At 39.2% G+C, this 25,912-nt stretch carries 24 protein-coding genes and 10 pseudogenes; 20 read left to right on the forward strand and 14 right to left on the reverse strand.

The window, feature by feature from the left end:
• Window positions 1–11 precede the first annotated feature (11 nt).
• From KA717_28040 to KA717_28050, 3 genes and pseudogenes are all read right to left on the reverse strand, one after another.
• Entirely contained in the window at window positions 12–1,187 is a 1,176-nt protein-coding gene (locus KA717_28040; protein UXE59599.1) for an IS4 family transposase, read from the reverse strand.
• Between the two features lie 17 nt (window positions 1,188–1,204).
• Window positions 1,205–1,399 carry a transposase gene (locus tag KA717_28045; protein ID UXE59600.1) on the reverse strand — a complete coding sequence of 65 codons (195 nt, stop codon included), beginning with the start codon at window positions 1,397–1,399 and terminating at the stop codon, window positions 1,205–1,207.
• A 200-nt stretch (window positions 1,400–1,599) separates the two neighbouring features.
• A pseudogene (locus KA717_28050) lies at window positions 1,600–2,067 on the reverse strand (transposase).
• A gap of 122 nt (window positions 2,068–2,189) precedes the next feature.
• Here KA717_28050 and KA717_28055 point away from each other — a divergent pair.
• Window positions 2,190–2,498, forward strand: a pseudogene (locus KA717_28055) (transposase).
• Window positions 2,499–2,548: 50 nt separating this feature from the next.
• On the opposite strand, the gene gmk reads toward KA717_28055, so the two are convergent.
• The 4 genes and pseudogenes from gmk to KA717_28075 form a co-directional block, all read right to left on the reverse strand.
• Complete coding sequence (gmk, locus tag KA717_28060; GenBank protein UXE59601.1) at window positions 2,549–3,118, reverse strand: guanylate kinase; 570 nt, start codon at window positions 3,116–3,118, stop codon at window positions 2,549–2,551.
• A complete protein-coding gene (gene tsaE, locus KA717_28065) occupies window positions 3,115–3,597 on the reverse strand; it encodes a tRNA (adenosine(37)-N6)-threonylcarbamoyltransferase complex ATPase subunit type 1 TsaE (protein UXE59602.1) in 483 nt (160 codons plus the stop codon). The genes gmk and tsaE overlap by 4 nt, the downstream gene beginning before the upstream one ends.
• A 34-nt stretch (window positions 3,598–3,631) precedes the next feature.
• Window positions 3,632–3,988, reverse strand: a complete 357-nt coding sequence (locus tag KA717_28070) for a hypothetical protein (GenBank protein UXE59603.1) — start codon at window positions 3,986–3,988, stop codon at window positions 3,632–3,634.
• A 96-nt stretch (window positions 3,989–4,084) separates the two neighbouring features.
• Window positions 4,085–5,366: pseudogene (locus KA717_28075) on the reverse strand (ISKra4 family transposase).
• A 360-nt stretch (window positions 5,367–5,726) separates the two neighbouring features.
• On the opposite strand from KA717_28075, the gene KA717_28080 reads away from it, so the two are divergent.
• The 3 genes from KA717_28080 (at window position 5,727) to KA717_28090 (ending at window position 6,775) form a co-directional block, all read left to right on the forward strand.
• The gene (locus KA717_28080; GenBank protein UXE59604.1) at window positions 5,727–5,894 is read left to right on the forward strand and encodes a hypothetical protein; all 168 of its coding nucleotides are present in this window, start codon (window positions 5,727–5,729) and stop codon (window positions 5,892–5,894) included.
• A 155-nt stretch (window positions 5,895–6,049) separates the two neighbouring features.
• Window positions 6,050–6,289, forward strand: a complete 240-nt coding sequence (locus KA717_28085; GenBank protein ID UXE59605.1) for a hypothetical protein — start codon at window positions 6,050–6,052, stop codon at window positions 6,287–6,289.
• Window positions 6,290–6,382: 93 nt separating this feature from the next.
• Entirely contained in the window at window positions 6,383–6,775 is a 393-nt protein-coding gene (locus KA717_28090; GenBank protein ID UXE59606.1) for a hypothetical protein, read from the forward strand.
• An 8-nt stretch (window positions 6,776–6,783) separates the two neighbouring features.
• On the opposite strand, the gene KA717_28095 is transcribed toward KA717_28090, so the two are convergent.
• Complete coding sequence (locus tag KA717_28095) at window positions 6,784–7,611, reverse strand: hypothetical protein (protein ID UXE59607.1); 828 nt, start codon at window positions 7,609–7,611, stop codon at window positions 6,784–6,786.
• A 154-nt stretch (window positions 7,612–7,765) separates the two neighbouring features.
• Here KA717_28095 and KA717_28100 point away from each other — a divergent pair.
• A pseudogene (locus KA717_28100) lies at window positions 7,766–9,112 on the forward strand (IS5 family transposase).
• 226 nt (window positions 9,113–9,338) lie between these two features.
• Here the strand turns inward: KA717_28100 and KA717_28105 are convergent.
• Together KA717_28105 and KA717_28110 are read right to left on the reverse strand one after the other, a co-directional pair.
• Window positions 9,339–9,629, reverse strand: a complete 291-nt coding sequence (locus KA717_28105) for a hypothetical protein (protein ID UXE59608.1) — start codon at window positions 9,627–9,629, stop codon at window positions 9,339–9,341.
• Window positions 9,630–9,758: 129 nt separating this feature from the next.
• On the reverse strand, window positions 9,759–9,914 hold the full coding sequence (locus tag KA717_28110; protein UXE59609.1) for a hypothetical protein: 156 nt from the start codon (window positions 9,912–9,914) through the stop codon (window positions 9,759–9,761).
• A 292-nt stretch (window positions 9,915–10,206) separates the two neighbouring features.
• On the opposite strand from KA717_28110, the gene KA717_28115 reads away from it, so the two are divergent.
• From KA717_28115 to KA717_28125, 3 genes are read left to right on the forward strand one after another with little or no spacing between them, the layout of a single operon-like run.
• Window positions 10,207–10,449 carry a hypothetical protein gene (locus KA717_28115; protein ID UXE59610.1) on the forward strand — a complete coding sequence of 81 codons (243 nt, stop codon included), beginning with the start codon at window positions 10,207–10,209 and terminating at the stop codon, window positions 10,447–10,449.
• Window positions 10,437–11,315, forward strand: coding sequence for an ISKra4 family transposase (locus KA717_28120; GenBank protein UXE64797.1), 879 nt, complete (start codon window positions 10,437–10,439; stop codon window positions 11,313–11,315). Before KA717_28115 ends, KA717_28120 begins: the two co-directional genes overlap by 13 nt.
• A gap of 5 nt (window positions 11,316–11,320) precedes the next feature.
• On the forward strand, window positions 11,321–11,605 hold the full coding sequence (locus KA717_28125) for a hypothetical protein (GenBank protein UXE59611.1): 285 nt from the start codon (window positions 11,321–11,323) through the stop codon (window positions 11,603–11,605).
• Window positions 11,606–11,743: 138 nt separating this feature from the next.
• Here KA717_28125 and KA717_28130 read toward each other — a convergent pair.
• Window positions 11,744–13,147: pseudogene (locus tag KA717_28130) on the reverse strand (IS66 family transposase).
• A 203-nt stretch (window positions 13,148–13,350) separates the two neighbouring features.
• On the opposite strand from KA717_28130, the gene KA717_28135 reads away from it, so the two are divergent.
• Window positions 13,351–14,430, forward strand: a complete 1,080-nt coding sequence (locus KA717_28135) for an IS1 family transposase (protein UXE59612.1) — start codon at window positions 13,351–13,353, stop codon at window positions 14,428–14,430.
• Between the two features lie 45 nt (window positions 14,431–14,475).
• Entirely contained in the window at window positions 14,476–14,673 is a 198-nt protein-coding gene (locus tag KA717_28140) for a hypothetical protein (GenBank protein ID UXE59613.1), read from the forward strand.
• Between the two features lie 209 nt (window positions 14,674–14,882).
• On the opposite strand, the gene KA717_28145 is transcribed toward KA717_28140, so the two are convergent.
• Complete coding sequence (locus KA717_28145; GenBank protein ID UXE64798.1) at window positions 14,883–15,761, reverse strand: ISKra4 family transposase; 879 nt, start codon at window positions 15,759–15,761, stop codon at window positions 14,883–14,885.
• Window positions 15,749–15,991 carry a hypothetical protein gene (locus KA717_28150; GenBank protein ID UXE59614.1) on the reverse strand — a complete coding sequence of 81 codons (243 nt, stop codon included), beginning with the start codon at window positions 15,989–15,991 and terminating at the stop codon, window positions 15,749–15,751. Before KA717_28150 ends, KA717_28145 begins: the two co-directional genes overlap by 13 nt.
• Window positions 15,992–16,053: 62 nt before the next feature.
• Between KA717_28150 and KA717_28155 the strand changes: the two genes are divergently transcribed.
• The 9 genes and pseudogenes from KA717_28155 to KA717_28195 all read left to right on the forward strand — a co-directional run bounded on the left by KA717_28155 (window position 16,054) and on the right by KA717_28195 (window position 23,296).
• Complete coding sequence (locus KA717_28155; protein ID UXE59615.1) at window positions 16,054–16,770, forward strand: IS630 family transposase; 717 nt, start codon at window positions 16,054–16,056, stop codon at window positions 16,768–16,770.
• A 112-nt stretch (window positions 16,771–16,882) separates the two neighbouring features.
• Window positions 16,883–17,540, forward strand: a pseudogene (locus KA717_28160) (transposase).
• 193 nt (window positions 17,541–17,733) lie between these two features.
• Window positions 17,734–19,137, forward strand: a pseudogene (locus KA717_28165) (IS66 family transposase).
• A 265-nt stretch (window positions 19,138–19,402) separates the two neighbouring features.
• Window positions 19,403–20,740 (forward strand): annotated as a pseudogene (locus tag KA717_28170) (IS5 family transposase).
• Between the two features lie 234 nt (window positions 20,741–20,974).
• Window positions 20,975–21,697: pseudogene (locus tag KA717_28175) on the forward strand (transposase).
• Window positions 21,698–21,902: 205 nt separating this feature from the next.
• Window positions 21,903–22,208: pseudogene (locus tag KA717_28180) on the forward strand (transposase).
• 51 nt (window positions 22,209–22,259) lie between these two features.
• Entirely contained in the window at window positions 22,260–22,331 is a 72-nt protein-coding gene (locus KA717_28185; GenBank protein UXE64799.1) for a DUF4160 domain-containing protein, read from the forward strand.
• Between the two features lie 43 nt (window positions 22,332–22,374).
• A complete protein-coding gene (locus tag KA717_28190; GenBank protein ID UXE59616.1) occupies window positions 22,375–22,620 on the forward strand; it encodes a DUF2442 domain-containing protein in 246 nt (81 codons plus the stop codon).
• Between the two features lie 442 nt (window positions 22,621–23,062).
• Window positions 23,063–23,296, forward strand: a complete 234-nt coding sequence (locus tag KA717_28195) for a DUF1214 domain-containing protein (GenBank protein UXE64800.1) — start codon at window positions 23,063–23,065, stop codon at window positions 23,294–23,296.
• 208 nt (window positions 23,297–23,504) lie between these two features.
• Here KA717_28195 and KA717_28200 read toward each other — a convergent pair whose 3' ends face one another.
• Window positions 23,505–24,401, reverse strand: coding sequence for a DMT family transporter (locus KA717_28200; protein ID UXE59617.1), 897 nt, complete (start codon window positions 24,399–24,401; stop codon window positions 23,505–23,507).
• Window positions 24,402–24,831: 430 nt separating this feature from the next.
• Between KA717_28200 and KA717_28205 the strand changes: the two genes are divergently transcribed.
• A complete protein-coding gene (locus tag KA717_28205) occupies window positions 24,832–25,911 on the forward strand; it encodes an IS1 family transposase (protein UXE59618.1) in 1,080 nt (359 codons plus the stop codon).
• The last annotated feature ends 1 nt before the right edge of the window (window position 25,912 follow it).

Consider the following 25,912-nt stretch of genomic DNA (forward strand, 5'->3'; position numbering starts at 1 on the left):
GACTTTTCCCGTTAAGTGCGGATTGCAAGCTGCCAGCCTTGGCAAAGGTCATGCAACTTCAACCAACCGCGCCAAAGGACTTGGATACCGAGAGGAGTTTTACGACGATGTTCAAGATAACCACCAAGAAAAGCAACAGACTCGACAGCCCAAGCAACAGTCAAAATAGGGGGAAGTTTTTGAGAGGCGGCTGCTTTTAACACCTGAAGTTGAAGAGGATTAAGAATTTCAATCGCGAGAGCATCGGGCTGGGTACGATGAAGATAAGTAACGTGTAAAAGTTCAACAGCAATGACACTTAAAAAACCCAAAAGAGTTTTCATTCCATCAGAGGCAAGTCGATAACGCTCACTCTGACAACCAGACTTAAGGACTTTATGAAATTCTTCAACCCGCCATCGGTAGGTGTACCAACGAAGAATAGTGACAGCCATCTCAATAGTCTCAACAACTTCTGTAGTCAGAAGCATCCAAGATAAAGGAGTTTCGCCTTCGGGACAATCGATTTCTGTCGCATAAACAGCATAGACATTCAACGGGTCACGATTATCAAAACGATAGGGAGTTCGTAGATTAACTGAGCAAAATCGGACGGCAAGCTTAACCTTCCGTGCTTTTCTTTTTCCTGTACTCGGAATCTCGATTTCTTGATGAAAACGAATCGGTTCTGATTCCAAATGTTGCCAAAGTCGTTCACTATTTTTGTCTAAACTACGATTATGAGACGCTCTGACCAGCACTCCTGTATGCTTGAGTTGACGCACTGAGTCAAAGACTTCTGAAACATCTCCTTCTCTGTCAAATACATGAATTACCCTCGTTGAACTTTCTACCTGTTTCTCACAGGTGTTTAGAGCCTCTACCCATTTGTAGGATTCTTTTTCCTCAAATGGTCTTTGACGAGCTGCTTTTCTTTGTTCTTTCTGTCTTTCTTTTTTCTGCTTCGCCGTTTCATCTGTTGGGGGCTTTTCTTTTACCTCCCTATTCCACAGTTTTTGCCATAATAAACCTAATACTTGTCCTTTTTCTGGCTCAATTGCTAAAGCACTATGCAGTATTAATCCATTCCCTCCTTTTCCAGTCGGCCCATACCCTTCCCTTTTTTCCTTGATATTGCGATAATCTAAGAAGGTCGTATCTCCGACTGATAGCATTATCTTATATTCTTCTACGGCGGCAGTTGTCATTTCACAGTGCGGCTCTATTATCTTGACAAAGTCTGTTTTCGGATTCCCAAAAATTCATAGGCCCTCTTTAACTCGTTTCCTCCCTTAAACACTTCTGATAAGGCTTTTCCAAACCCCTCACTTAACTTTTTCCCAATCGAGAAGGCACGATTGTTTAGCCTCTCGTCTCCCAATTCACAACTGGCAAAGTTTTTTGTCCACCATTCCAACATTTTTTGACCTGCCCTTTAAGATTTTCTCCATTTTACAGTCTCATACTCCCTTCATCCTTTGTTTTTGAAATTTGAACGATAAGCGGGATGATGGCTTCAGAATATTTTTTTCCTGTCAAGAGAATCATTACTCAAACCCTTGCCAGATAAAGCCTCTAGAAGTTTGCATTGCTGGATTTTGGACTTAACGGGAAAAGTCAGGCTGGTGTACAAGTCGCATCTAACAATAACTTTCCTTCATTTTCTTTTTTTTCTGACGCTACACCCGTCGCTTTTTTTTCTATTTCTTTATTAATTTTATTTATTAATTCCATTCCTATTTTTTTACGAAAATGAACCATCATTGACGCATTAAATGCTTCTTTGCTACTATAGCTTTCCATTCCTATAAAGTACTGTAAATAAGGGTTCTCTTTTATTTGTTCTACTGTTTCTCTGTCACTTTTTCCTGAAATTTCTTTGATAATTAATGCTCCTAATGCCATTCTAAATGATTTGGCTGGGGCTCCTTTTTTTTCTGTGAAGTTTTTTGCATATTCTTCCTCATATTCTTCCCAAAGAATCATTTTTGACATTTCTATCCAACGATTTTCTTCGTCTAACTGCCCGCCGAACAGATTTTTCAAGTTTTCTGGTGTTTCAATTGAGTACTGTTGCTTTCGGTACATCTGCTTTCTCTCTTCTTAATGCAATGGTTTTGAGGCATTCTACCCTATTTTCGTGCATTCTAGCGGTTCTTAATTCGCCTACTATTTTTCTCCGTAAAGGTTTCAGCTTTTTTCAGCAAGCCCTAAATACTCACAAACTTGCCTCACTATATGAAGCATTTGAGCCTTCCACGGCTCGTCGTCTAGTCGAACGGTTGGAAATTCACCATACCCCAAAACATGGCAGTTGGCTTAATATTGCTGAAAACGAGCTGTCCGCAATGACTCGGCAATGCCTAGCTCGTCGAATTCCAGATCGGGAAACTTTAGAGCAAGAAACAACGGCTTGGTACACTCAGCGCAATCATTCCCAAAAGTCGGTAGATTGGCAATTCACGACGGCTGAGGCTCGTATCCGTCTCAAGCGTCTTTATCCACAAATAGAAAATTGACAGACCACTAGTGATTTTTGTTTAAGTCTCCCTTTTTGGGGAGATTTTTTTTAATAGGGTTTAGTAATGGCTGGCCAGATAATTTGTTCTAATTGGCTCAAAGCTAAATTCAAGTCATCATTGATAATGCAATGATCAAACTCCTGACTCACCGCTAGCTCCTCTTTGGCTTTACTTAAACGACGGGCGATCGCGGCTTCGGAATCCAGACCCCTTTCTCTTAAACGTTTTTCTAACTCTGCTTCTGAGGGCGGCAAAATAAAAATCAGCAAAGCTTCAGGAAAACTTTCTTTAACCTGTCTTGCTCCTAGCACCTCAATTTCCAATAAAACTTTGTGACCCTGGGTAATTTTTTCGATCACAGCAGAGCAAGGTGTGCCGTAATAATTGCCTGCATATTCTGCCCATTCCAACAGTTGTTGCTGTTCAATCAAATCTTTAAACTGAGACTGGGAGAGAAAATAATAGGACTGGCCTTCAACTTCTCCTGGGCGCGGCTCACGGGTGGTGGCAGAAATAGAGACAAATAAATCTTTTTGATTTTCCAGTAACGCTTTGACGAGCGTGCCTTTGCCCACGCCACTGGGCCCTGTTACGACAATTAATTCTCCCTTAGTCATAAATAACTCTCTTGGTTTAAATGATTATCCCCATAGCTCAAAAGGCAAATTTCTCTTGCTTGCCCCCGATATTGTAGATTAATTTCTAGATAACTTTCGGGCTTGTTTAATAATCGTTCAGCCCACTCGATCGCCACTAGCCCCAAGGGATTTTCCCGTTCATCCCAATATTGCTCTAGATGAAGTCCCTTAACAGCCAGGAGATCGAGACGATAAAGATCAAGATGATAGAGGGGAATACGACCTTCATGGTATTCATTAACCAGGGTAAAGGTCGGACTCACAATCGGTTCCACAATCCCTAGCCCCAGACCGATTCCTTGTACTAGCGTTGTTTTGCCTGCCCCCAATTCTCCCTTTAGTAAGAGAACCGTTCCAGCGGGCAAAGATTGCCCCAGTTTTTGTCCAAAGTCTAGGGTTGCCGCCTGATCGACTAGGGGTAATTGAACAGTAGAAGAGGCCGTCATCGTATCAATCATCCTCTTGACTTAAGATCCTACTTACCAATTACTGTTAAAACACATCCAAATCGATCGCCTTTGAACCGCCAACCTTAAGCTGTTGCAACAAACTATCCAATTGTCGCCAGACTAAAGCCGCAATAAAAATGGTAATCGGTACAGCGATCGCATAGGAAATCCAAGCACTGCCCAGAAAAATTTCAAGCCCAGAGGACAAAAAAACGCAAATTCCCAGACAAATCCCCAGGAAAGGTAACTGGAGTTCCAAATCCTTGAGGCTACTATCGGGCGTTTTGAGCCAAACTTTAACTTTTTGCTTTAAGGTTGCTTCAAAGGCTAACCCACAGGTAACACCGATCCAAAGTCCAACAAATACGAGAAAGTACGGCGGTTCAGGCAAATAATACATGACTTACGATTTCGGGTGATGGGCTAGAAACCATGATATCAAATGCTTAACCTTTCTGGATTAGGTGCGACCTTTAGTTGATAAAAGCTGTTGTAATCAGGGTTCTACAGGGAACCCATATTGATCAAGTTTTGCCCAAAATTGACTCCATCGTTCCTTGGTCAATACCAAAGCTCGTAGGCTCAAAATAATTCCTGCTCCTTTTTCCTTCCATCGCATCCCTGAACAACATAATCGTTGTTTGACCAACGTCTTACAAGCTGCTTCCGTAACACCTGAACCAATCGGATACTTTTTCTCTAAGTATTCAGCATAATCCATTTGATGCTGATGATTCTCGTAATAAGTAATCGCCGCTTGTAGTTTCTCGGTAAGATTCTTAGAATGACTTTTTTCTTCTTTGACTTCTTTCATCAGATTTAGCAGTTCTCCTGCTTTTCCTTTTTCATGCTTGAGTTCTCGACAATTTTCAGTCAACCATTCTTTTTGTTTTGACACGGTATTCGGATGCAACGCTTCTGCCAAGGCACCTAAGTAACCAGAGGCATGATAGAAATCTAATATCTGTTCTTCCGTTTGCTTTTCTAAAAACTTCCAATTTGATTCTGCCCCGTCTGCTATCCCGACCAATGTTGCCTCTGGATAACGGTTTTTCGCTCGCTCAATTTCTCTTTCTAATCTTTCTAGAAAACTCTTTTTTCCATACTCTGGTGCCGCACCTAGATAGATTGTAGGTTGACGTTCGCCTTCACTATCGTATAGGGAAACGGTTCCCACCATTGCTTCACGGTAGCCATCCTCACACATCAGCATACAGGTTCCATCTAATCCTATTCCCACTGTTGCAATTTGGCTATCCTCCTTGGGCGGGGCATAACTCCACGCTTCTTCTTTTGCCTGTACCACACTTCCTACTGCTTCACTCAATCTTTGGATATAGGATAGCGCTACTTTTCTACCATGATTTTCTAATAAATCATTTTTCACCTCTTTGCCTGCCATCCCTGACATTTTTGAGGATACCTGTTTTGCCAATAATGGCGTTGATGTTATGATTATCCTTGCTTCTCTTTCTAAGGGGCAATACGTTTTTCCTCAAAGGTGAACGCTGATATACATGACGATTCACTATAACCTCACCATAAGGTGTTTGATATTCTTTCGGTTGCTCTCCCTTACTCTTCCAGATTTCTTCACCGATTTTTAAGGGTGAACCATCTGTATCTAAATATTTCAAGGCTTCTTTGCTGGCGATGCAACCTACTTCGTTTAAGCCTTTTTGAATATTTATTTCTGTATCCAACATTGAACGACTGAGTTCTAATGTTAGTTCTATTTTTATCTTTGAACCCTCTACATTAATTAGTTTTGCTGTCATCATTGTTTCCTCTTTGTCACTTTTCATCTCATGTTAACACTTTTCTTTTCCTTCATCAACTAAAGGTCGCACACTCTGGATTGTTACTAAAACCTAAGCTGTCGCGCCTTTAAATTGCATGGTGATCTTGTCGAAAGTTCTGTAACAAGGAGCTTAAGCCTCTTGCCTGTCTAGGTTTAAGATGATTAACAGCCGAGAGATAGAAAGGTTGGATAACTCGCACTCCTTCCAACTGTCACTCTGATTGAGCGATCGCCTTTTTTAAATTATCAACTAAAATGCGTGCGCGAAGCGTGCCTTTGGCATCGCAGATAATTCATTAAAATAGAGAAATCCAAACACAACAGAGAGAAATAAGTTATGGCAACCACCGCAGACAATGTATGGCAACTGTTAGCAGAATTAACCGCCGCTCAAAAAGAGACTGATCGCCAACTCAAAGAATTAGGCAAACAAACTGATCGCCAACTCAAAGAATTAGGCAAACAAATTGGAGGACTTGGCAGGGCAAACGCATCTAAATTCTAGACTCCTTATCTGATAAGACTTTCAGCGTTTCATAAAAAATCAATCATGATCTCGGAAACCCTTATCCAGCCTACCTTTCAAAAATAAGATGCGTTCGCCCTGGAGGACTTGGTTCAAAATTTGGTAGCTTTACCGAAGGTTTAGCTCTTCCCTCAATGGAAACGATTCTCAGACAACGTTTTGGCATGGAAGTCGTTAGTCCCAGCGTGCGAGTCAGTAAAGAAGGGCAACACATAGAAATTGATGTTCTCGCCTATACCAATGGTAATTTGAATACTGCCTATATTGTTGAGGTTAAAAGTCATGCAAGGGAAGATTCTATTACTCAATTAAAAAGTATTTGGTACTGGTATCGTGTGATCAAAGCTAGAAAAAGTTATGGTGTAAGAGTTTGAGAAAATAGAAAATAACTTACGACTGGACATATTCCCGTTTTTGTTATACTATTATTATTGTCATTATATTAAAGAAAGGGAAAACAGAAAGCAATGTCAACATTGAATAAAAGCTCAATTGACCTCCTAAGTGATATTGGCTTACCCCAAGAGAAAGAGGAAGCCTTATTTCAGAAAAACTGCCCTCATTGCTATAGTGAAAACGTAAAAATACATTCTCATTATCAAACGAAAGGTAATGGGGAACGTAAAATGTTCATTTGTCAAGAATGTAGTTCTTGTTTTGCTGAGACTTATGGTAGCGTAATCGCTGGCTTAGAAACCCCATTAAGTGAAATTGTAAAAGTATTAAAAGCCAGAATGGAAGGAATAGGATTAAATGCAGCAGCCCGAGTATTCGGCTACGCGAAAACAACAATATTGAATTGGGAAAAGAAATTATCAGGATTACAACTGGACAGTGGGAAGTTTATGGATGCCAGATAAGGTAATGACTATGCGACGAAAGTAAGCATATCAGGGCTTGGGGAAGAGGCAAGTTTAGCGGTAAGGAATTTAGGCAAAAGCAGACTGGGTGGACTTTGAGGAAAAATCATTTGGGCTTGATGTTGAAGGGCTAGTTGAGCAATCCGTTCACTAGGGTAGCCATGGGATGGTAATGTCCGAAACCATCGAGGAAAATTAGCCCAAATCCCCTGGGGTAACTCTAAGGCGAGAATTTGAAGTAGCCCTAAAGCAATGGCATTAAGGTTAACAAAACGCTCAAAGGCTTCTACCTTGTTTAAAATCTGAGTCTGAACAGCTTGTGGATAGTCACTGAGGATAAGATTGCTGGGCCAGGTAGGTAAAGTAGGAAGACTCTTAAGCCAAAAACGATAGGCAAAGCTGCCCAAAAGATGGACTAATTGACGAAAAGTGACTTCAATCTTAAATCGGAGACCGTAAGCGGCAATAATCTCAGGTCCAGTCAAACAGAGATCAGTAGAAAGCAGAATCAGTCGTCGTCCGTTAGGCAATTGGGTCAGAACAAACTTGACGAGCTGATGGGGACTATCCCAGTGGAACTCAAAGCACTGATAAGAAACCGTGACTTGTTGACCATAGAGCCAGACTTTAGCTGTCGGAAAGTCCGCCGCCAGAGCGAACAGCTTTTCTAGTTTTATCGAACTCCCCCAAATCCGTGGTCGTCCTCTCCCCGTCAGCGTCGGCACGGAACAAAAGGGGGCATAGGCGACGGTGGAGCAACGCACTCTTGTGATTAGATGCAAGGCGTTCTGGCGAAAACTTTTGAGCACTGGTTCGCAAGCAAAATAAGCATCCAAAATTACATAACTCCCTGCCTCTGCGTAAGTAGGGCTTGCTGAAAAAAGCTGAAACCTTTACGGAGAAAAATAGTAGGCGAATTAAGAACCGCTAGAATGCACGAAAATAGGGTAGAATGCCTCAAAACCATTGCATTAAGAAGAGAGAAAGCAGATGTACCGAAAGCAACAGTACTCAATTGAAACACCAGAAAACTTGAAAAATCTGTTCGGCGGGCAGTTAGACGAAGAAAATCGTTGGATAGAAATGTCAAAAATGATTCTTTGGGAAGAATATGAGGAAGAATATGCAAAAAACTTCACAGAAAAAAAAGGAGCCCCAGCCAAATCATTTAGAATGGCATTAGGAGCATTAATTATCAAAGAAATTTCAGGAAAAAGTGACAGAGAAACAGTAGAACAAATAAAAGAGAACCCTTATTTACAGTACTTTATAGGAATGGAAAGCTATAGTAGCAAAGAAGCATTTAATGCGTCAATGATGGTTCATTTTCGTAAAAAAATAGGAATGGAATTAATAAATAAAATTAATAAAGAAATAGAAAAAAAAGCGACGGGTGTAGCGTCAGAAAAAAAAGAAAATGAAGGAAAGTTATTGTTAGATGCGACTTGTACACCAGCAGATATAAAATATCCAACGGATATAGGAATATTGAATGATGCCAGAGAAAAAACAGAAAAAATAATAGATAAGCGATATGAAGAAATAAAAGAAATAAAAGAGAAAAGGAAAGAAAAGCCGAGGACTTATAGGGAAGTGGCAAGAAAAGAGTACTTAGCCATAGCAAAAAAACGTCGTGTGTCAAAAAAAGAAAGAAGAAAAGGAACAAAAAAACAACTAGGATATATAAAAAGAAACTTGTCTCATATAGAAAAAATGATAGAAGAGGGAGCAAAGTTAGAAAAACTAACGAAAAAAGAGCAAGAAGAGCTTGTAACGATAGGAAAAGTGTATGAGCAACAGTTAGAAATGTATGAAAAAAAGACAAATAAAGTAGAAAACAGAATTGTGAGTGTAAGCCAACCTCACGTGCGTCCAATAGTGCGTGGAAAAGCGGGAAAAGCAGTAGAGTTTGGAGCTAAAATATCGGCAAGTAATGTGAATGGCTTTGTCTTCTTAGACAAATTAAGTTGGGATAATTACAACGAATCGGGAGATTTACAAGCGCGAATAGAAGAATATAAAAGGGAAACAGGATGTTATCCGGAATCGGTTCATGTGGATAAAATCTATCGAACAAAAGCGAATCGAGCTTATTGTAAAGAAAGGGATATAAGAATGAGTGGTCCCCGATTGGGAAGACCGCCGAAAGAGGTGAGCAAAGAAAAAAAGAAAGAGGCACGCTCAGATGAAAGAGTGCGTAATGCCATTGAGGGTAAATTCGGACAGGGAAAGAGGAAATTTAGTCTTGGTCGAGTGATGGCCAAACTACCTGAGACCTCGGAAACGGTAATTGCGATGAACTTTTTGGTAATGAATCTTTCTACTCTACTTCAGAAGACAAAAAGTAAAAAGTTGTAGAGTCGTTTTTCTTGTGAAAAATGGTGTTAATTTTCCTCTCTTTTGTGAGGAGTGATTTGTGTTGACCTTTTTAGACAGAAAGGAACAATAGATTAAACAAAATCTGTATTTTGATTTGTTTCCATAAGGATAAGTTATCTATGCTTTTTCAGTCCATACTTCCCTAACCCACATTTCTTTCGTTTTTTGACTTTTTCAGCAAGCCCTAAGTAACACAAAGGTCAGCCATTTTTGTCACCAGGCTCGTCTTCACCTTTTTTTTGCCTTTTCCCTCCCCCTTCTCGGTTGCTTTGGACTTGATGCCATCGTCTAGCCGCAACACTAAGGGCAAGGCAAAGCAGGCTTTCCCTACTCCCACCAAAATACTCAAGGCATTGAAGTAATGACCCCTTATCCACTCTGGCTTGGACACATCTTCCGATTCTTGGTGTAGTCGTTTTACACCTGGCATCTTGCGTCCTTCTTTCCCCACTTTGATGCCATCACCCACATACACCCGTTTCCCTTTAATTCTGTATAGACTTTCATGCTGACTTAGCCACTTTGACCATTGTAAAGTTAGTCCTTCGACGCTAAACGCCTTGGAATCAAACCAATGTAGAGCCTGATTGTAGTAGCTCTCTGTTCAGCCAATGGCATTGACATAGCTAGTTATTGCGCTGGGTTGGCTGTTGAGCACTACTCCCCAGACTAACAGGATAAACCATTGGAACGTTGCTTCTCGGCTAAAGGCTGGACGGAGATTATTGAGGATTTGCTCTAGTCGCTGACATAGTTGCATAATTGATAGATAGCACTGGCTATCGATTTTCTTATATCAGCCAGTTTCGGACATAACGGCACTCTTTTGTATCGGATGTCCGATTTTCTTTTCTCCACTTACACGCCTCGAGAACTTCCCACTGTCCAGATTACAAGAGACATTATTTTTATACGCCTTAGTTAATGAATTTGTTAAATTAGTAATAGAAGGGGATGAACTATACACAAAAGTTGGAAAAAATAAAGAAGCAAGTGGGGTACATCCCGGATAAAGTAGTACATAGAATCTGGGGTAAAATGGAAAAAAACTGATGAGCGAAAAAAGTATGTTACCGATTCCCCCAGAAGAAAAAGCACTGTTAAAACAGCATCTCACCGAATCAGCCCGTATCCTGCGCAAATATACGGAACCAGAGAAACAGAAGGACTTTGGAAGCATCGAAGTAGAAGTCAGAACCCAGATGTTAGAAATTGTGGGGCCAACAATGGGGGAGTTTTTTTTTCAGAAGGGGGAAAAAAACGGTCTGGAAACAAGCGAAAAATCAAAACCCTAGTCGGAGAAGTGGAAATAAGCCAAAAACAAGCCAGAAAACTAAAGGTGTCGCCAAAAATCGTCTTAAGTCCAGGTTTAGAGAAATGCTGTCTAAGAGCCAGTGCGAAAACATCCTACCAACAAGCAGAAGAAGATATAGAGGAGTTGATGGGGATAAAAGTAGGACATAGCAGTTTACATCGCTTGGTAGAACGGACAGAACTGCCCTTAGCTCAAGCTCAGTCAGAGAGTGCGGGGGTCAGTATAGATGGGGGAAAGATTTGTCTGCGGGGCGAGGAGAAGGAAGGGGGACAGTGGCGAGATTATAAACTGGTGAGTCTTCATGGCAATGTCTGTGAAGCCTTTTTCCAAGACCCAGAGGGCTTAAAGAATTGGAGCAATGTTCAACCTTTGTCCCCAATAGTGACCTTTTTGGGAGATGGTCATCCCGGAATCTGGAATGCGGTAGAGAGTTTCGCCACTCAATCGTGGCTGATACGACGAGAGGTGTTGGATTGGTATCATCTCAAGGAGAATCTGTTCAAAGTGGGTGGCTCTCTCAAACGGCTAGAAGCAGTGGAGCATTTACTGTGGCGGGGTTTTGTGAACAAGGCAATAGATGCGTTTGATGGAGTCAAAAGCAAGAGGGCAAAGAATTTTCAAGCCTATTTGACGAAGCATTATCAGCGTATCCCTGATTACCAATACTATCAACAGCTTGGTATTGTGATTGGTTCTGGTGATGTGGAGTCTAAGATTAAACAGGTGGGAGCTAGGGTTAAATTGTCGGGAGCACGTTGGCATCTTCATAATGTTTCTCGTATTCTTCGGCTACGATGTGCTTATCTCAATCACTCTCCTCTTTTGAGTGTCAATGTATTATCTTAAGTGGGATGCACCCAGCAAGTGCCTCTGAGGGGTGGACAATCGTGCTCATGGACAGGGCTAGCCGCTTTATTTGGCATTTAAAATGTGGTCGAAAAGAGCAGAAATTATTTCTAGAAGCAATGATGACGGTAACGGAATTATTTGAAAGGAGTGCAGAATCTCTCCAGTTATTTACAGATGGAGAAAAGCGATATAGTCAACTGCTATTTAATATTTGTCACGAAGTATTGGAACTGGTATCGTCTGATCAAAGTTGGAAAAAGTTATGGTGTAAGGCTTTGAGAAAATAGAAAAATAGTTTAAGACTAGACATCGGCCCGTTTTTATTATACTATTATTATTGTCATTATATCAAAGAAAAAGGAAACAGAAAACGTAATTAGTCACAGCAATAAGTGGGGCTTAATTCTCATTAAGCCCCAAAAATACTAGAGAGGAAGAAAGTCATCAATGGAAGGAGGAGAAAGACCAGAGGAAGATAAAATAAGAGATAACTGTTCGACCGCACTTTTACCTTGAAGTCTCATGGTTTCAAGAAAACTAAACATCATGGCAACAAGTTGTCCGCCCCAATGACTTCTAGCACCGCCACTAACCTTACGATGAATAACAACAGGACGCAAGGCTCTCTCGGCATCATTGTTATCAGGTTTAACTTCAGGAAAAGTAAGAAAAGTAAACCAATCATGCCAATAACGTCGAAAGCGATTAGATAACAATTGGGAATCACTTGCCCATCCCGTGGGCGGCGGATTATCCAGAACCTCTTGAAGTTGAGCTTCAACTAGGGGTCGCTGTTGTTGTAAAGCTTCTAAGCTCAGTTTGCCTTGATGATAATCTCGATGGGATTGACGAGCTTGCTCTAGAATAGGAAAAACTCTCTGAGCAAAAAGTTTATTTTCAGAAAAGTGGGAAGTTTCCAAGGCCTTCAATTCCCGCCCAATATGAGCCAGACATTTCTGTTTATGCTGGGCATTTTGGCGATGGTAAGCCCCCCAACAGTCCGTACTGAGAAGCCCATGAAAATCTTTACCTAATAGGGAATGAACCTCATCGGAACTCCGGCTGGGAGCCAGAAACAAAACACAAACAGAGGAGGAAGTAGCCACCCACATCCAATAGTTAACCCCATTGACGCGATAGCTGGTTTCGTCCACACAACGGACTCCAGGCTCCTGTATGTAAGTCCACCACTGTTCATAACTAGGATACAAGCTTTCGCAAAACCATCGGTGCATTTTAGCTAAACTCCCTTGAGACAGAGGAATGCCAAAGACCGTTTCTACCAAGTATCGTTGTTTTAGCCAAGTCAAATTTCCCCCATATCCCAGCCATCCCACTAAGCTGGATAAGGTTGCACCGTAGCTAAAATCTTCACGACATCCCAAAGGAAGTGGGGCATAACCTTCCCAATCACATTTTGAGCATTGATACTTTTCCCTAACATATTCCCTTACCTCTACTGGTTTACTGACTAATTCAGCTATTTGATTTTTTTTGATGATAGTCTCCTTTTGCTTTTCCACTGACGCACCACATTTTGGGCATTTTTCCATCCTTAAATCTACTATTTCATCTACCCGACCAAACCCGTTTCTGGTTTTACCCACATGGTCGTACTTTGGACCTCTTTTTTTTCCTTTTTGACCGAAGGTTTTGGCGACTTTCTTTTTGTAACCGTCACTGCTTGGGGGCTGAGAGCTATTTTCACTCGTTCTTTGGTTAAGCTTTTTCAGCTTTTCTTTCAACTTTTCTATCTCTTTCTTTAACTCTACCAATTCTTTTCTCAGCTTTTCGTTCTCTTCTTTTTCTTTCTGATAATCTTCATACCAATCTTTTGCCACTTCTTTTTGCCATGGCATTTTCACTTCTTCTTGGTTTAAGTCTGGAACTGGGTCTAGTTTTTTCATAGTCTCCCTATTCTAACCTATCTCTTTAACCGCCTTTCCTTTCTTCATTATTCTTTACTTTTTTCATTTGCTTCTCATTCTCAATAATTTCCTTCTTTATTGCGGTGACTAATTACCAGAAAACAATGTCAATATTAAAGAAAAGCTCTATGAAAATCCTGAATGATGTTGGCTTGTGCCAAGAGAAAGAGGATGCCTTATTCAAGAAAAACTGTCCTCATTGCTATAGTGAAAATGTAAAAATACATTCTCATTATCAAACGAAAGGTAACGGGGAACGTAAAATGTTCATTTGTCAAGAATGTAGTTCTTGTTTTGCTGAGACTTATGGTAGCGTAATCGCTGGCTTAGAAACCCCATTAAGTGAAATTGTAAAAGTATTAAAAGCCAGAATGGAAGGAATAGGATTGAATGCAGCAGCCCGAGTATTCGGCTACGCGAAAACAACAATATTGAATTGGGAAAAGAAATTATCAGGATTACAAGAGACATTATTTTTATACGCCTTAGTGAATGAATTTGTTAAATTAGTAATAGAAGGGGATGAACTATACACAAAAGTTGTAAAAAATAAAGAAGCAAGTGCCTCTGAGGGGTGGACAATCGTGCTCATGGACAGGGCTAGCCGCTTTATTTGGCATTTAAAATGTGGTCGAAAAGAGCAGAAATTATTTCTAGAAGCAATGATGACGGTAGCGGAATTATTTGAAAGGAGTGCAGAATCTCTCCAGTTATTTACAGATGGAGAAAAGCGATATAGTCAACTGCTATTTAATATTTGTCACGAAGTATTAAGGACTGGAAAGCGAGGTCGTCCCACCAAAGTATTACCGAAGGGTCTTGTGGTAAGACTAAAAAATAAGAGTAGTAAACGTCGAGATTCTGAGGGTAAACTCAAGAAAGTAGAAACTCCGAAACCAGAACATCCAGAGACAACAGAAAAACCAGAAGAAAAGGACGTCCATGCCAACCACGTTGAGGCATTTAATAGTGCTATCCGACGCTATTTAGCCGCCTTTCGTCGTCGTACAAATACTTATGCTAAATCTGTTGTGGGATTACAGCGAGTCCTAGATATTTTCTGGATGGTTCATAACTTTGTTCGCAGCCATTTTACGACTAGAGAAGTTCCTGCTGTAGCTCTCGGTATAATTGAAAAAGGGTTAACTTGGGAGGACTTACTCCAAATTCGCCTGATTTCTTGAACCTCTCGTATTGCAACGTTTGTAGCTTCTAGCTAGACGATACCAGTGCCAAGTATTTTGCAACGTTTTCGTATCTTTTTTCCTGAACACAAAGATAAACAACTCTATGGTATTTTAGCCGCCGTTGATATGTCTTCTGACTTGCGCCAAAAAACGCTAGAAGCAGGATTCTATGTCGCTCGCATTCACGACGAAGTATTTGAACTCGATACTCCTGAAAACTTTCAACCTCAAGGCTATTAACTTTTCTTAATTTAGAGACAGAAAGCGATCGCCTTCCATTTTTAGAACTTAAACAGCGTGCGCGAAGCGGACCTTTGGCATCGCAGATAATTCATTAAAATAAGTAGTCATGCAAAATTAATTACCTATACAGACAAGTGCTATAATAGCCTAAATCAAAAGTAATGATACCATATAAAAAATCAAAAAGGAGATGGGGTGCATCCCACTTAAGATAATACATTGACACTCAAAAGAGGAGAGTGATTGAGATAAGCACATCGTAGCCGAAGAATACGAGAAACATTATGAAGATGCCAACGTGCTCCCGACAATTTAACCCTAGCTCCCACCTGTTTAATCTTAGACTCCACATCACCAGAACCAATCACAATACCAAGCTGTTGATAGTATTGGTAATCAGGGATACGCTGATAATGCTTCGTCAAATAGGCTTGAAAATTCTTTGCCCTCTTGCTTTTGACTCCATCAAACGCATCTATTGCCTTGTTCACAAAACCCCGCCACAGTAAATGCTCCACTGCTTCTAGCCGTTTGAGAGAGCCACCCACTTTGAACAGATTCTCCTTGAGATGATACCAATCCAACACCTCTCGTCGTATCAGCCACGATTGAGTGGCGAAACTCTCTACCGCATTCCAGATTCCGGGATGACCATCTCCCAAAAAGGTCACTATTGGGGACAAAGGTTGAACATTGCTCCAATTCTTTAAGCCCTCTGGGTCTTGGAAAAAGGCTTCACAGACATTGCCATGAAGACTCACCAGTTTATAATCTCGCCACTGTCCCCCTTCCTTCTCCTCGCCCCGCAGACAAATCTTTCCCCCATCTATACTGACCCCCGCACTCTCTGACTGAGCTTGAGCTAAGGGCAGTTCTGTCCGTTCTACCAAGCGATGTAAACTGCTATGTCCTACTTTTATCCCCATCAACTCCTCTATATCTTCTTCTGCTTGTTGGTAGGATGTTTTCGCACTGGCTCTTAGACAGCATTTCTCTAAACCTGGACTTAAGACGATTTTTGGCGACACCTTTAGTTTTCTGGCTTGTTTTTGGCTTATTTCCACTTCTCCGACTAGGGTTTTGATTTTTCGCTTGTTTCCAGACCGTTTTTTTCCCCCTTCTGAAAAAAAAACTCCCCCATTGTTGGCCCCACAATTTCTAACATCTGGGTTCTGACTTCTACTTCGATGCTTCCAAAGTCCTTCTGTTTCTCTGGTTCCGTATATTTGCGCAGGATACGGGCTGATTCGGTGAGATGCTGTTTTAACAGTGCTTTTTCTTCTGGGGGAATCGGTAACATACTTTTTTCGCTCATCAGTTTTTTTCCATTTTACCCCAGATTCTATGTACTACTTTATCCGGGATGTACCCAAGGAGATGACTATGAAGTTTATTTATGATTTAAGTTGGGACACAAAGAAAATACTAGAACGCATTTACAAGCAAAGTAAGCATCATCAAACAAGACAACGTGCAAAGTGCCTTCTATTGAGCTTAAAAGGAACGCCAATAAAAGAGCTAATGAAAATATTTGAAGTAACAAGAAAGACAATTTACAATTGGTTTAGTTCTTGGGAAGAAAATAAATTGTTAGGGCGGTATGAGCGTGCGGGTCGAGGCAGAAAGCCAAAGTTAACAAAAGAACAAGAAAAACAAGTAAAAGAGTGGGTAAAAGAGGATCCTAAAAATCTAAAGAATGTCCAAATTAAAATAGAGAAAGAATGGGACTATAAAATCAGTAAAGATACAATTAAAAGAACTATAAAAAAGTTTGATATGAGATGGAAAAGAATGAAGAGGGGTCTGAGCAAAAGTGCTGCGGCATGGGAGTTAGAGGTGAAATTACCTAAAATAAAAGAGCTAAAAGAACAAGATGAAAAAGGAGAAATTGATCTGAGATACTTTGATGAAGCAGGCTGGGGAATGAGAGCCTGTATTCCTTATGGGTGGCAAGAAAAAGATGAGCCAGTAATATTAAAAGATGTAGAAGAAAAAAGAATTAATGTAATAGGTGTAATGAACGTAAGAAATGAGTTATATTATGAGCAGCATGAAAAAAATATTAACAGTGAAATGATAATTAGGGCTTGCTGAAAAAAGCTGAAACCTTTACGGAGAAAAATAGTAGGCGAATTAAGAACCGCTAGAATGCACGAAAATAGGGTAGAATGCCTCAAAACCATTGCATTAAGAAGAGAGAAAGCAGATGTACCGAAAGCAACAGTACTCAATTGAAACACCAGAAAACTTGAAAAATCTGTTCGGCGGGCAGTTAGACGAAGAAAATCGTTGGATAGAAATGTCAAAAATGATTCTTTGGGAAGAATATGAGGAAGAATATGCAAAAAACTTCACAGAAAAAAAAGGAGCCCCAGCCAAATCATTTAGAATGGCATTAGGAGCATTAATTATCAAAGAAATTTCAGGAAAAAGTGACAGAGAAACAGTAGAACAAATAAAAGAGAACCCTTATTTACAGTACTTTATAGGAATGGAAAGCTATAGTAGCAAAGAAGCATTTAATGCGTCAATGATGGTTCATTTTCGTAAAAAAATAGGAATGGAATTAATAAATAAAATTAATAAAGAAATAGAAAAAAAAGCGACGGGTGTAGCGTCAGAAAAAAAAAGAAAATGAAGGAAAGTTATTGTTAGATGCGACTTGTACACCAGCAGATATAAAATATCCAACGGATATAGGAATATTGAATGATGCCAGAGAAAAAACAGAAAAAATAATAGATAAGCTGTATGAAGAAATAAAAGAGAAAAGGAAAGAAAAGCCGAGGACTTATAGGGAAGTGGCAAGAAAAGAGTACTTAGCCATAGCAAAAAAACGTCGTGTGTCAAAAAAAGAAAGAAGGTAATTAGTCACCGCAATAAAGAAGGAAATTATTGAGAATGAGAAGCAAATGAAAAAAGTAAAGAATAATGAAGAAAGGAAAGGCGGTTAAAGAGATAGGTTAGAATAGGGAGACTATGAAAAAACTAGACCCAGTTCCAGACTTAAACCAAGAAGAAGTGAAAATGCCATGGCAAAAAGAAGTGGCAAAAGATTGGTATGAAGATTATCAGAAAGAAAAAGAAGAGAACGAAAAGCTGAGAAAAGAATTGGTAGAGTTAAAGAAAGAGATAGAAAAGTTGAAAGAAAAGCTGAAAAAGCTTAACCAAAGAACGAGTGAAAATAGCTCTCAGCCCCCAAGCAGTGACGGTTACAAAAAGAAAGTCGCCAAAACCTTCGGTCAAAAAGGAAAAAAAAGAGGTCCAAAGTACGACCATGTGGGTAAAACCAGAAACGGGTTTGGTCGGGTAGATGAAATAGTAGATTTAAGGATGGAAAAATGCCCAAAATGTGGTGCGTCAGTGGAAAAGCAAAAGGAGACTATCATCAAAAAAAATCAAATAGCTGAATTAGTCAGTAAACCAGTAGAGGTAAGGGAATATGTTAGGGAAAAGTATCAATGCTCAAAATGTGATTGGGAAGGTTATGCCCCACTTCCTTTGGGATGTCGTGAAGATTTTAGCTACGGTGCAACCTTATCCAGCTTAGTGGGATGGCTGGGATATGGGGGAAATTTGACTTGGCTAAAACAACGATACTTGGTAGAAACGGTCTTTGGCATTCCTCTGTCTCAAGGGAGTTTAGCTAAAATGCACCGATGGTTTTGCGAAAGCTTGTATCCTAGTTATGAACAGTGGTGGACTTACATACAGGAGCCTGGAGTCCGTTGTGTGGACGAAACCAGCTATCGCGTCAATGGGGTTAACTATTGGATGTGGGTGGCTACTTCCTCCTCTGTTTGTGTTTTGTTTCTGGCTCCCAGCCGGAGTTCCGATGAGGTTCATTCCCTATTAGGTAAAGATTTTCATGGGCTTCTCAGTACGGACTGTTGGGGGGCTTACCATCGCCAAAATGCCCAGCATAAACAGAAATGTCTGGCTCATATTGGGCGGGAATTGAAGGCCTTGGAAACTTCCCACTTTTCTGAAAATAAACTTTTTGCTCAGAGAGTTTTTCCTATTCTAGAGCAAGCTCGTCAATCCCATCGAGATTATCATCAAGGCAAACTGAGCTTAGAAGCTTTACAACAACAGCGACCCCTAGTTGAAGCTCAACTTCAAGAGGTTCTGGATAATCCGCCGCCCACGGGATGGGCAAGTGATTCCCAATTGTTATCTAATCGCTTTCGACGTTATTGGCATGATTGGTTTACTTTTCTTACTTTTCCTGAAGTTAAACCTGATAACAATGATGCCGAGAGAGCCTTGCGTCCTGTTGTTATTCATCGTAAGGTTAGTGGCGGTGCTAGAAGTCATTGGGGCGGACAACTTGTTGCCATGATGTTTAGTTTTCTTGAAACCATGAGACTTCAAGGTAAAAGTGCGGTCGAACAGTTATCTCTTATTTTATCTTCCTCTGGTCTTTCTCCTCCTTCCATTGATGACTTTCTTCCTCTCTAGTATTTTTGGGGCTTAATGAGAATTAAGCCCCACTTATTGCTGTGACTAATTACAACAAATTGGTCATCGTCTTAAAATTACTGGTGCGAGTTGGAATTCTGACAATGTACCACAAGTCCTTCGTCATCGCTGTTCCTATTTAGGGCTTGCTGAAAAAAGCTGAAACCTTTACGGAGAAAAATAGTAGGCGAATTAAGAACCGCTAGAATGCACGAAAATAGGGTAGAATGCCTCAAAACCATTGCATTAAGAAGAGAGAAAGCAGATGTACCGAAAGCAACAGTACTCAATTGAAACACCAGAAAACTTGAAAAATCTGTTCGGCGGGCAGTTAGACGAAGAAAATCGTTGGATAGAAATGTCAAAAATGATTCTTTGGGAAGAATATGAGGAAGAATATGCAAAAAACTTCACAGAAAAAAAAGGAGCCCCAGCCAAATCATTTAGAATGGCATTAGGAGCATTAATTATCAAAGAAATTTCAGGAAAAAGTGACAGAGAAACAGTAGAACAAATAAAAGAGAACCCTTATTTACAGTACTTTATAGGAATGGAAAGCTATAGTAGCAAAGAAGCATTTAATGCGTCAATGATGGTTCATTTTCGTAAAAAAATAGGAATGGAATTAATAAATAAAATTAATAAAGAAATAGAAAAAAAAGCGACGGGTGTAGCGTCAGAAAAAAAAGAAAATGAAGGAAAGTTATTGTTAGATGCGACTTGTACACCAGCAGATATAAAATATCCAACGGATATAGGAATATTGAATGATGCCAGAGAAAAAACAGAAAAAATAATAGATAAGCTGTATGAAGAAATAAAAGAGAAAAGGAAAGAAAAGCCGAGGACTTATAGGGAAGTGGCAAGAAAAGAGTACTTAGCCATAGCAAAAAAACGTCGTGTGTCAAAAAAAGAAAGAAGAAAAGGAACAAAAAAACAACTAGGATATATAAAAAGAAACTTGTCTCATATAGAAAAAATGATAGAAGAGGGAGCAAAGTTAGAAAAACTAACGAAAAAAGAGCAAGAAGAGCTTGTAACGATAGGAAAAGTGTATGAGCAACAGTTAGAAATGTATGAAAAAAAGACAAATAAAGTAGAAAACAGAATTGTGAGTGTAAGCCAACCTCACGTGCGTCCAATAGTGCGTGGAAAAGCGGGAAAAGCAGTAGAGTTTGGAGCTAAAATATCGGCAAGTAATGTGAATGGCTTTGTCTTCTTAGACAAATTAAGTTGGGATAATTACAACGAATCGGGAGATTTACAAGCGCGAATAGAAGAATATAAAAGGGAAACAGGATGTTATCCGGAATCGGTTCATGTGGATAAAATCTATCGAACAAAAGCGAATCGAGCTTATTGTAAAGAAAGGGATATAAGAATGAGTGGTCCCCGATTGGGAAGACCGCCGAAAGAGGTGAGCAAAGAAAAAAAGAAAGAGGCACGCTCAGATGAAAGAGTGCGTAATGCCATTGAGGGTAAATTCGGACAGGGAAAGAGGAAATTTAGTCTTGGTCGAGTGATGGCCAAACTACCTGAGACCTCGGAAACGGTAATTGCGATGAACTTTTTGGTAATGAATCTTTCTACTCTACTTCAGAAGACAAAAAGTAAAAAGTTGTAGAGTCGTTTTTCTTGTGAAAAATGGTGTTAATTTTCCTCTCTTTTGTGAGGAGTGATTTGTGTTGACCTTTTTAGACAGAAAGGAACAATAGATTAAACAAAATCTGTATTTTGATTTGTTTCCATAAGGATAAGTTATCTATGCTTTTTCAGTCCATACTTCCCTAACCCACATTTCTTTCGTTTTTTGACTTTTTCAGCAAGCCCTATTTACGAAAGAAGAAAAGGAACAAAAAAACAACTAGGATATATAAAAAGAAACTTGTCTCATATAGAAAAAATGATAGAAGAGGGAGCAAAGTTAGAAAAACTAACGAAAAAAGAGCAAGAAGAGCTTGTAACGATAGGAAAAGTGTATGAGCAACAGTTAGAAATGTATGAAAAAAAGACAAATAAAGTAGAAAACAGAATTGTGAGTGTAAGCCAACCTCACGTGCGTCCAATAGTGCGTGGAAAAGCGGGAAAAGCAGTAGAGTTTGGAGCTAAAATATCGGCAAGTAATGTGAATGGCTTTGTCTTCTTAGACAAATTAAGTTGGGATAATTACAACGAATCGGGAGATTTACAAGCGCGAATAGAAGAATATAAAAGGGAAACAGGATGTTATCCGGAATCGGTTCATGTGGATAAAATCTATCGAACAAAAGCGAATCGAGCTTATTGTAAAGAAAGGGATATAAGAATGAGTGGTCCCCGATTGGGAAGACCGCCGAAAGAGGTGAGCAAAGAAAAAAAGAAAGAGGCACGCTCAGATGAAAGAGTGCGTAATGCCATTGAGGGTAAATTCGGACAGGGAAAGAGGAAATTTAGTCTTGGTCGAGTGATGGCCAAACTACCTGAGACCTCGGAAACGGTAATTGCGATGAACTTTTTGGTAATGAATCTTTCTACTCTACTTCAGAAGACAAAAAAGAAAACAAAAAGTAAAAAGTTGTAGAGTCGTTTTTCTTGTGAAAAATGGTGTTAATTTTCCTCTCTTTTGTGAGGAGTGATTTGTGTTGACCTTTTTAGACAGAAAGGAACAATAGATTAAACAAAATCTGTATTTTGATTTGTTTCCATAAGGATAAGTTATCTATGCTTTTTCAGTCCATACTTCCCTAACCCACATTTCTTTCGTTTTTTGACTTTTTCAGCAAGCCCTAATTAGTTTTATTGATAAATTTAGTGAAAAGATAGAGAAGAAAACAGTATTGTTGATGGATCAAGCAACAATACTCACAAGTGACAAAATAATGGAAAAAATAGAAGAGTGGAAAAAGAAAAATCTAGAAATATTTTGGTTGCCAGCTTATTCACCAAAGTTAAATTTAATTGAAATACTATGGAAATTCATAAAATATGAATGGGTAGAAGTAAGTGCGTATGAAAGCAAAAAGAGTTTACGCAATTACCTCACAAAAGTGCTTGAAGGCTTCGGGACTGAGTATGTAATTAATTTTGCATGATCACTTAACGCCCTCATTAATCTGGAAACCTTAGAAATTATTGAAGGAGACTTGCCTAACAGAGCCACAAAAATGGTTGTAAAATGGGCGAAAATCTATCAATCAGAATTATTGAAAATGTAGAATACTCAAGAATTTAAAAAATTACCACCTTTGAAATAAAACAATGCTTTACCCTAAAATAACATCAGCTAGAATTATTGAAAATTGTACTTTATTGGTGCATTTTTCCAATCATCAATCTAGAAAATATGACTGTAAAAAGCTACTGGAAAAAACGATGTTTTCTCCCCTTAAAAACTATGCTTTCTTTAAAAACTTTCAACTCGATTCATCAGGTAGCGGAATTATTTGGAATGATGAAGTTGATATAAGTGAGTATGAAATTTGGGTCAATGGGATTGAAATATGATCGCGTCTCTTCATAGTCAGATCGCAGTTATCTTCTTGATTAAGCTTTAAAACCGTTATTGCTTGGGATGGGAAAGTAGAGGGCGATCTCGTTTCATCAAAGAAAACAATCCAGCAAAAATAAATTCAGAACGATTTTGCGTCGTTTCAGCGATTCACCAAATTGTCAAGAATTGTAAAGTCCTCTTGGTGTAAGGTTTTCAGAGCTATCAAGTTTTGAATTTGGAATTGCTGAAAACAATCCAGGGCAAACGCATCTAAATTCTAGACTCCTTATCTGATAAGACTTTCAGCGTTTCATAAAAAATCAATCATGATCTCGGAAACCCTTATCCAGCCTACCTTTCAAAAATAAGATGCGTTCGCCATGGAAAACAATCGCCGTAACTTGACAATTAGCCAAAAACACAGTTATCATACCCCTAAAAAATCAGCGACCGCAGATTCAGACGGATCAACAGTTTCCCAGTGTCGGTAGTCAGACTAAGGGGCTTTTGGTTAATGCCGATGGTTCTGTGGATATCTATTTCGGGCCGAAACCGCCTGCTGGCAAGGAGAATAATTGGGTACAGACGATTCCTGAAACGGGTTGGAACACGATTCTTCGGCTTTATGGCCCGCTTGAGCCTTGGTTTGACAAGACTTGGCGACCAGGGGAAATCGAGTTATTGAAATAGTCCTATCCAGAATTTTTCTTGATCGCCGATCTGTAGATTGGATTAATGATTGTAGTAACTCGACAATGAGGTTATCATTTCTCATAGTTGCTTTGCGTTCCTTAACCCAACCCAAAAGATCGGCGATCTCACTGATCTAATAGAATATAAATTACTTAATGTTATTGCACTGACAATTTTTGTTATTTTTCTTTAACTTAATAACGTTCTAATACTTACTCCAGTTACAAAAATAGATACCCAAAATCACTATTATTCCACCTATTATCATCGGCAAAGTTATAGGTTCTTTCAAGAGTAACATTCCTAAAATAATGCCAAATACAGGTACTAAAGCAATATAAACACCTGCTTGAGTTGCACCAATTTTCTCTATTCCTTTGTAGTACCAAACATAAGCTAAGGCAGAACCAAATACTCCAAGAAATAAAAGACTAAACCATTGAGAATAGCTCAGTTCTAAAATATTAACAAGATTTGCTTGATTTGTACTTAACGCAGTCACGCCCAACAAAATAGTACCTACTACTAAAGAATAAAATACTGAATGAATAGTTCCGATTTCTGAGATTACACGCTTAGAAGCCACGCTATAAGTTACCCAGCACGCAACGCATCCCAGAAGAAATAAGTCTCCTTTCCATGTATTTACATCCATACTTAATGCTGTCGGATCTTTGCTGATGACTATAATAAAGACACCGATCAAAGAAAGCATAATTCCTAGCCATTTAATTGGTCTTATTTGTTCGTGTAAAAAGATAAAAGAGACTAAACCAATTCCAGCAGGATTAAGTGCTACAATTAGAGAACCTCTTGATGCAGAAATAAATTGAAAGCCATAAAAAAAACAGATATTATAAAAAAATATTCCCGTTAAACCCAGAAAAAATATTCTTATTTTAGTATTTTTATTTAATAAACTTTTATTTTGTTTGTTTGGTAGAAAAAAAGATAACGTTACACTGGCAATTAAAAATCTAATAGAAGCTGATAATAGAGGTGGTGTATTAACAGATAAATGACGCCCAGCAATAAAAGTTCCTCCCCAAATAAAAGCAACACCCACTAACATCAGTGAAGTGAGAAGGGCAGACTCTTTCATGGATTTTTTATTTTTAAAATTTATCATTGATTTCGATTTATTGCATCTTGTAATGTGACATAAAGAATTTCCCTCTGTGCATGACTTCCACCAATACAAGCCCATCTATTTTTAGTCTTATTCAATTTAGAAGCACAGTTATCATATTGCCCTATACTATAGTCATAAATAGCCTCAAGGATTGGGATACCAACTTCATGGCTATCATAAGGGTTTCCAGTACCATCTCTACACACAATCATTTTTTTAATCAGAAACGATTTTTTCGTAGCGGCAAAACATAGGAACTGGTATCGTCTGATCAAAGTTGGAAAAAGTTATGGTGTAAGGCTTTGAGAAAATAGAAAAATAGTTTAAGACTAGACATCGGCCCGTTTTTATTATACTATTATTATTGTCATTATATCAAAGAAAAAGGAAACAGAAAACAATGTCAATATTAAAGAAAAGCTCTATGAAAATCCTGAATGATGTTGGCTTGTGCCAAGAAAAAGAGGATGCCTTATTCAAGAAAAACTGTCCTCATTGCTATAGTGAAAACGTAAAAATACATTCTCATTATCAAACGAAAGGTAACGGGGAACGTAAAATGTTCATTTGTCAAGAATGTAGTTCTTGTTTTGCTGAGACTTATGGTAGCGTAATCGCTGGCTTAGAAACCCCATTAAGTGAAATTGTAAAAGTATTAAAAGCCAGAATGGAAGGAATAGGATTAAATGCAGCAGCTCGAGCATTCGGCTACGCGAAAACAACAATATTGAATTGGGAAAAGAAATTATCAGGATTACAAGAGACATTATTTTTATACGCCTTAGTGAATGAATTTGTTAAATTAGTAATAGAAGGGGATGAACTATACACAAAAGTTGGAAAAAATAAAGAAGCAAGTGCCTCTAAGGGGTGGACAATCGTGCTCATGGACAGGGCTAGCCGCTTTATTTGGCATTTAAAATGTGGTCGAAAAGAGCAGAAATTATTTCTAGAAGCAATGATGACGGTAGCGGAATTATTTGAAAGGAGTGCAGAATCTCTCCAGTTATTTACAGATGGAGAAAAGCGATATAGTCAACTGCTATTTGATATTTGTCACGAAGTATTAAGGACTGGAAAGCGAGGTCGTCCCACCAAAGTATTACCGAAGGGTCTTGTGCTAAGACTAAAAAATAAGAGTAGTAAACGTCGAGATTCTGAGGGTAAACTAAAGAAAGTAGAAACTCCGAAACCAGAACATCCAGAGACAACAGAAAAACCAGAAGAAAAGGACGTCCATGCCAACCACGTTGAGGCATTTAATAGTGCTATCCGACGCTATTTAGCCGCCTTTCGTCGTCGTACAAATACTTATGCTAAATCTGTTGTGGGATTACAGCGAGTCCTAGATATTTTCTGGATGGTTCATAACTTTGTTCGCAGCCATTTTACGACGAAAAAAGTTCCTGCTGTAGCTCTCGGTATAATTGAAAAAGGGTTAACTTGGGAGGACTTACTCCAAATTCGCCTGATTTCTTGAA

Origin of the sequence: Woronichinia naegeliana WA131, from assembly GCA_025370055.1 — a bacterium.
In the GTDB taxonomy this organism is placed as follows: domain Bacteria; phylum Cyanobacteriota; class Cyanobacteriia; order Cyanobacteriales; family Microcystaceae; genus Woronichinia; species Woronichinia naegeliana.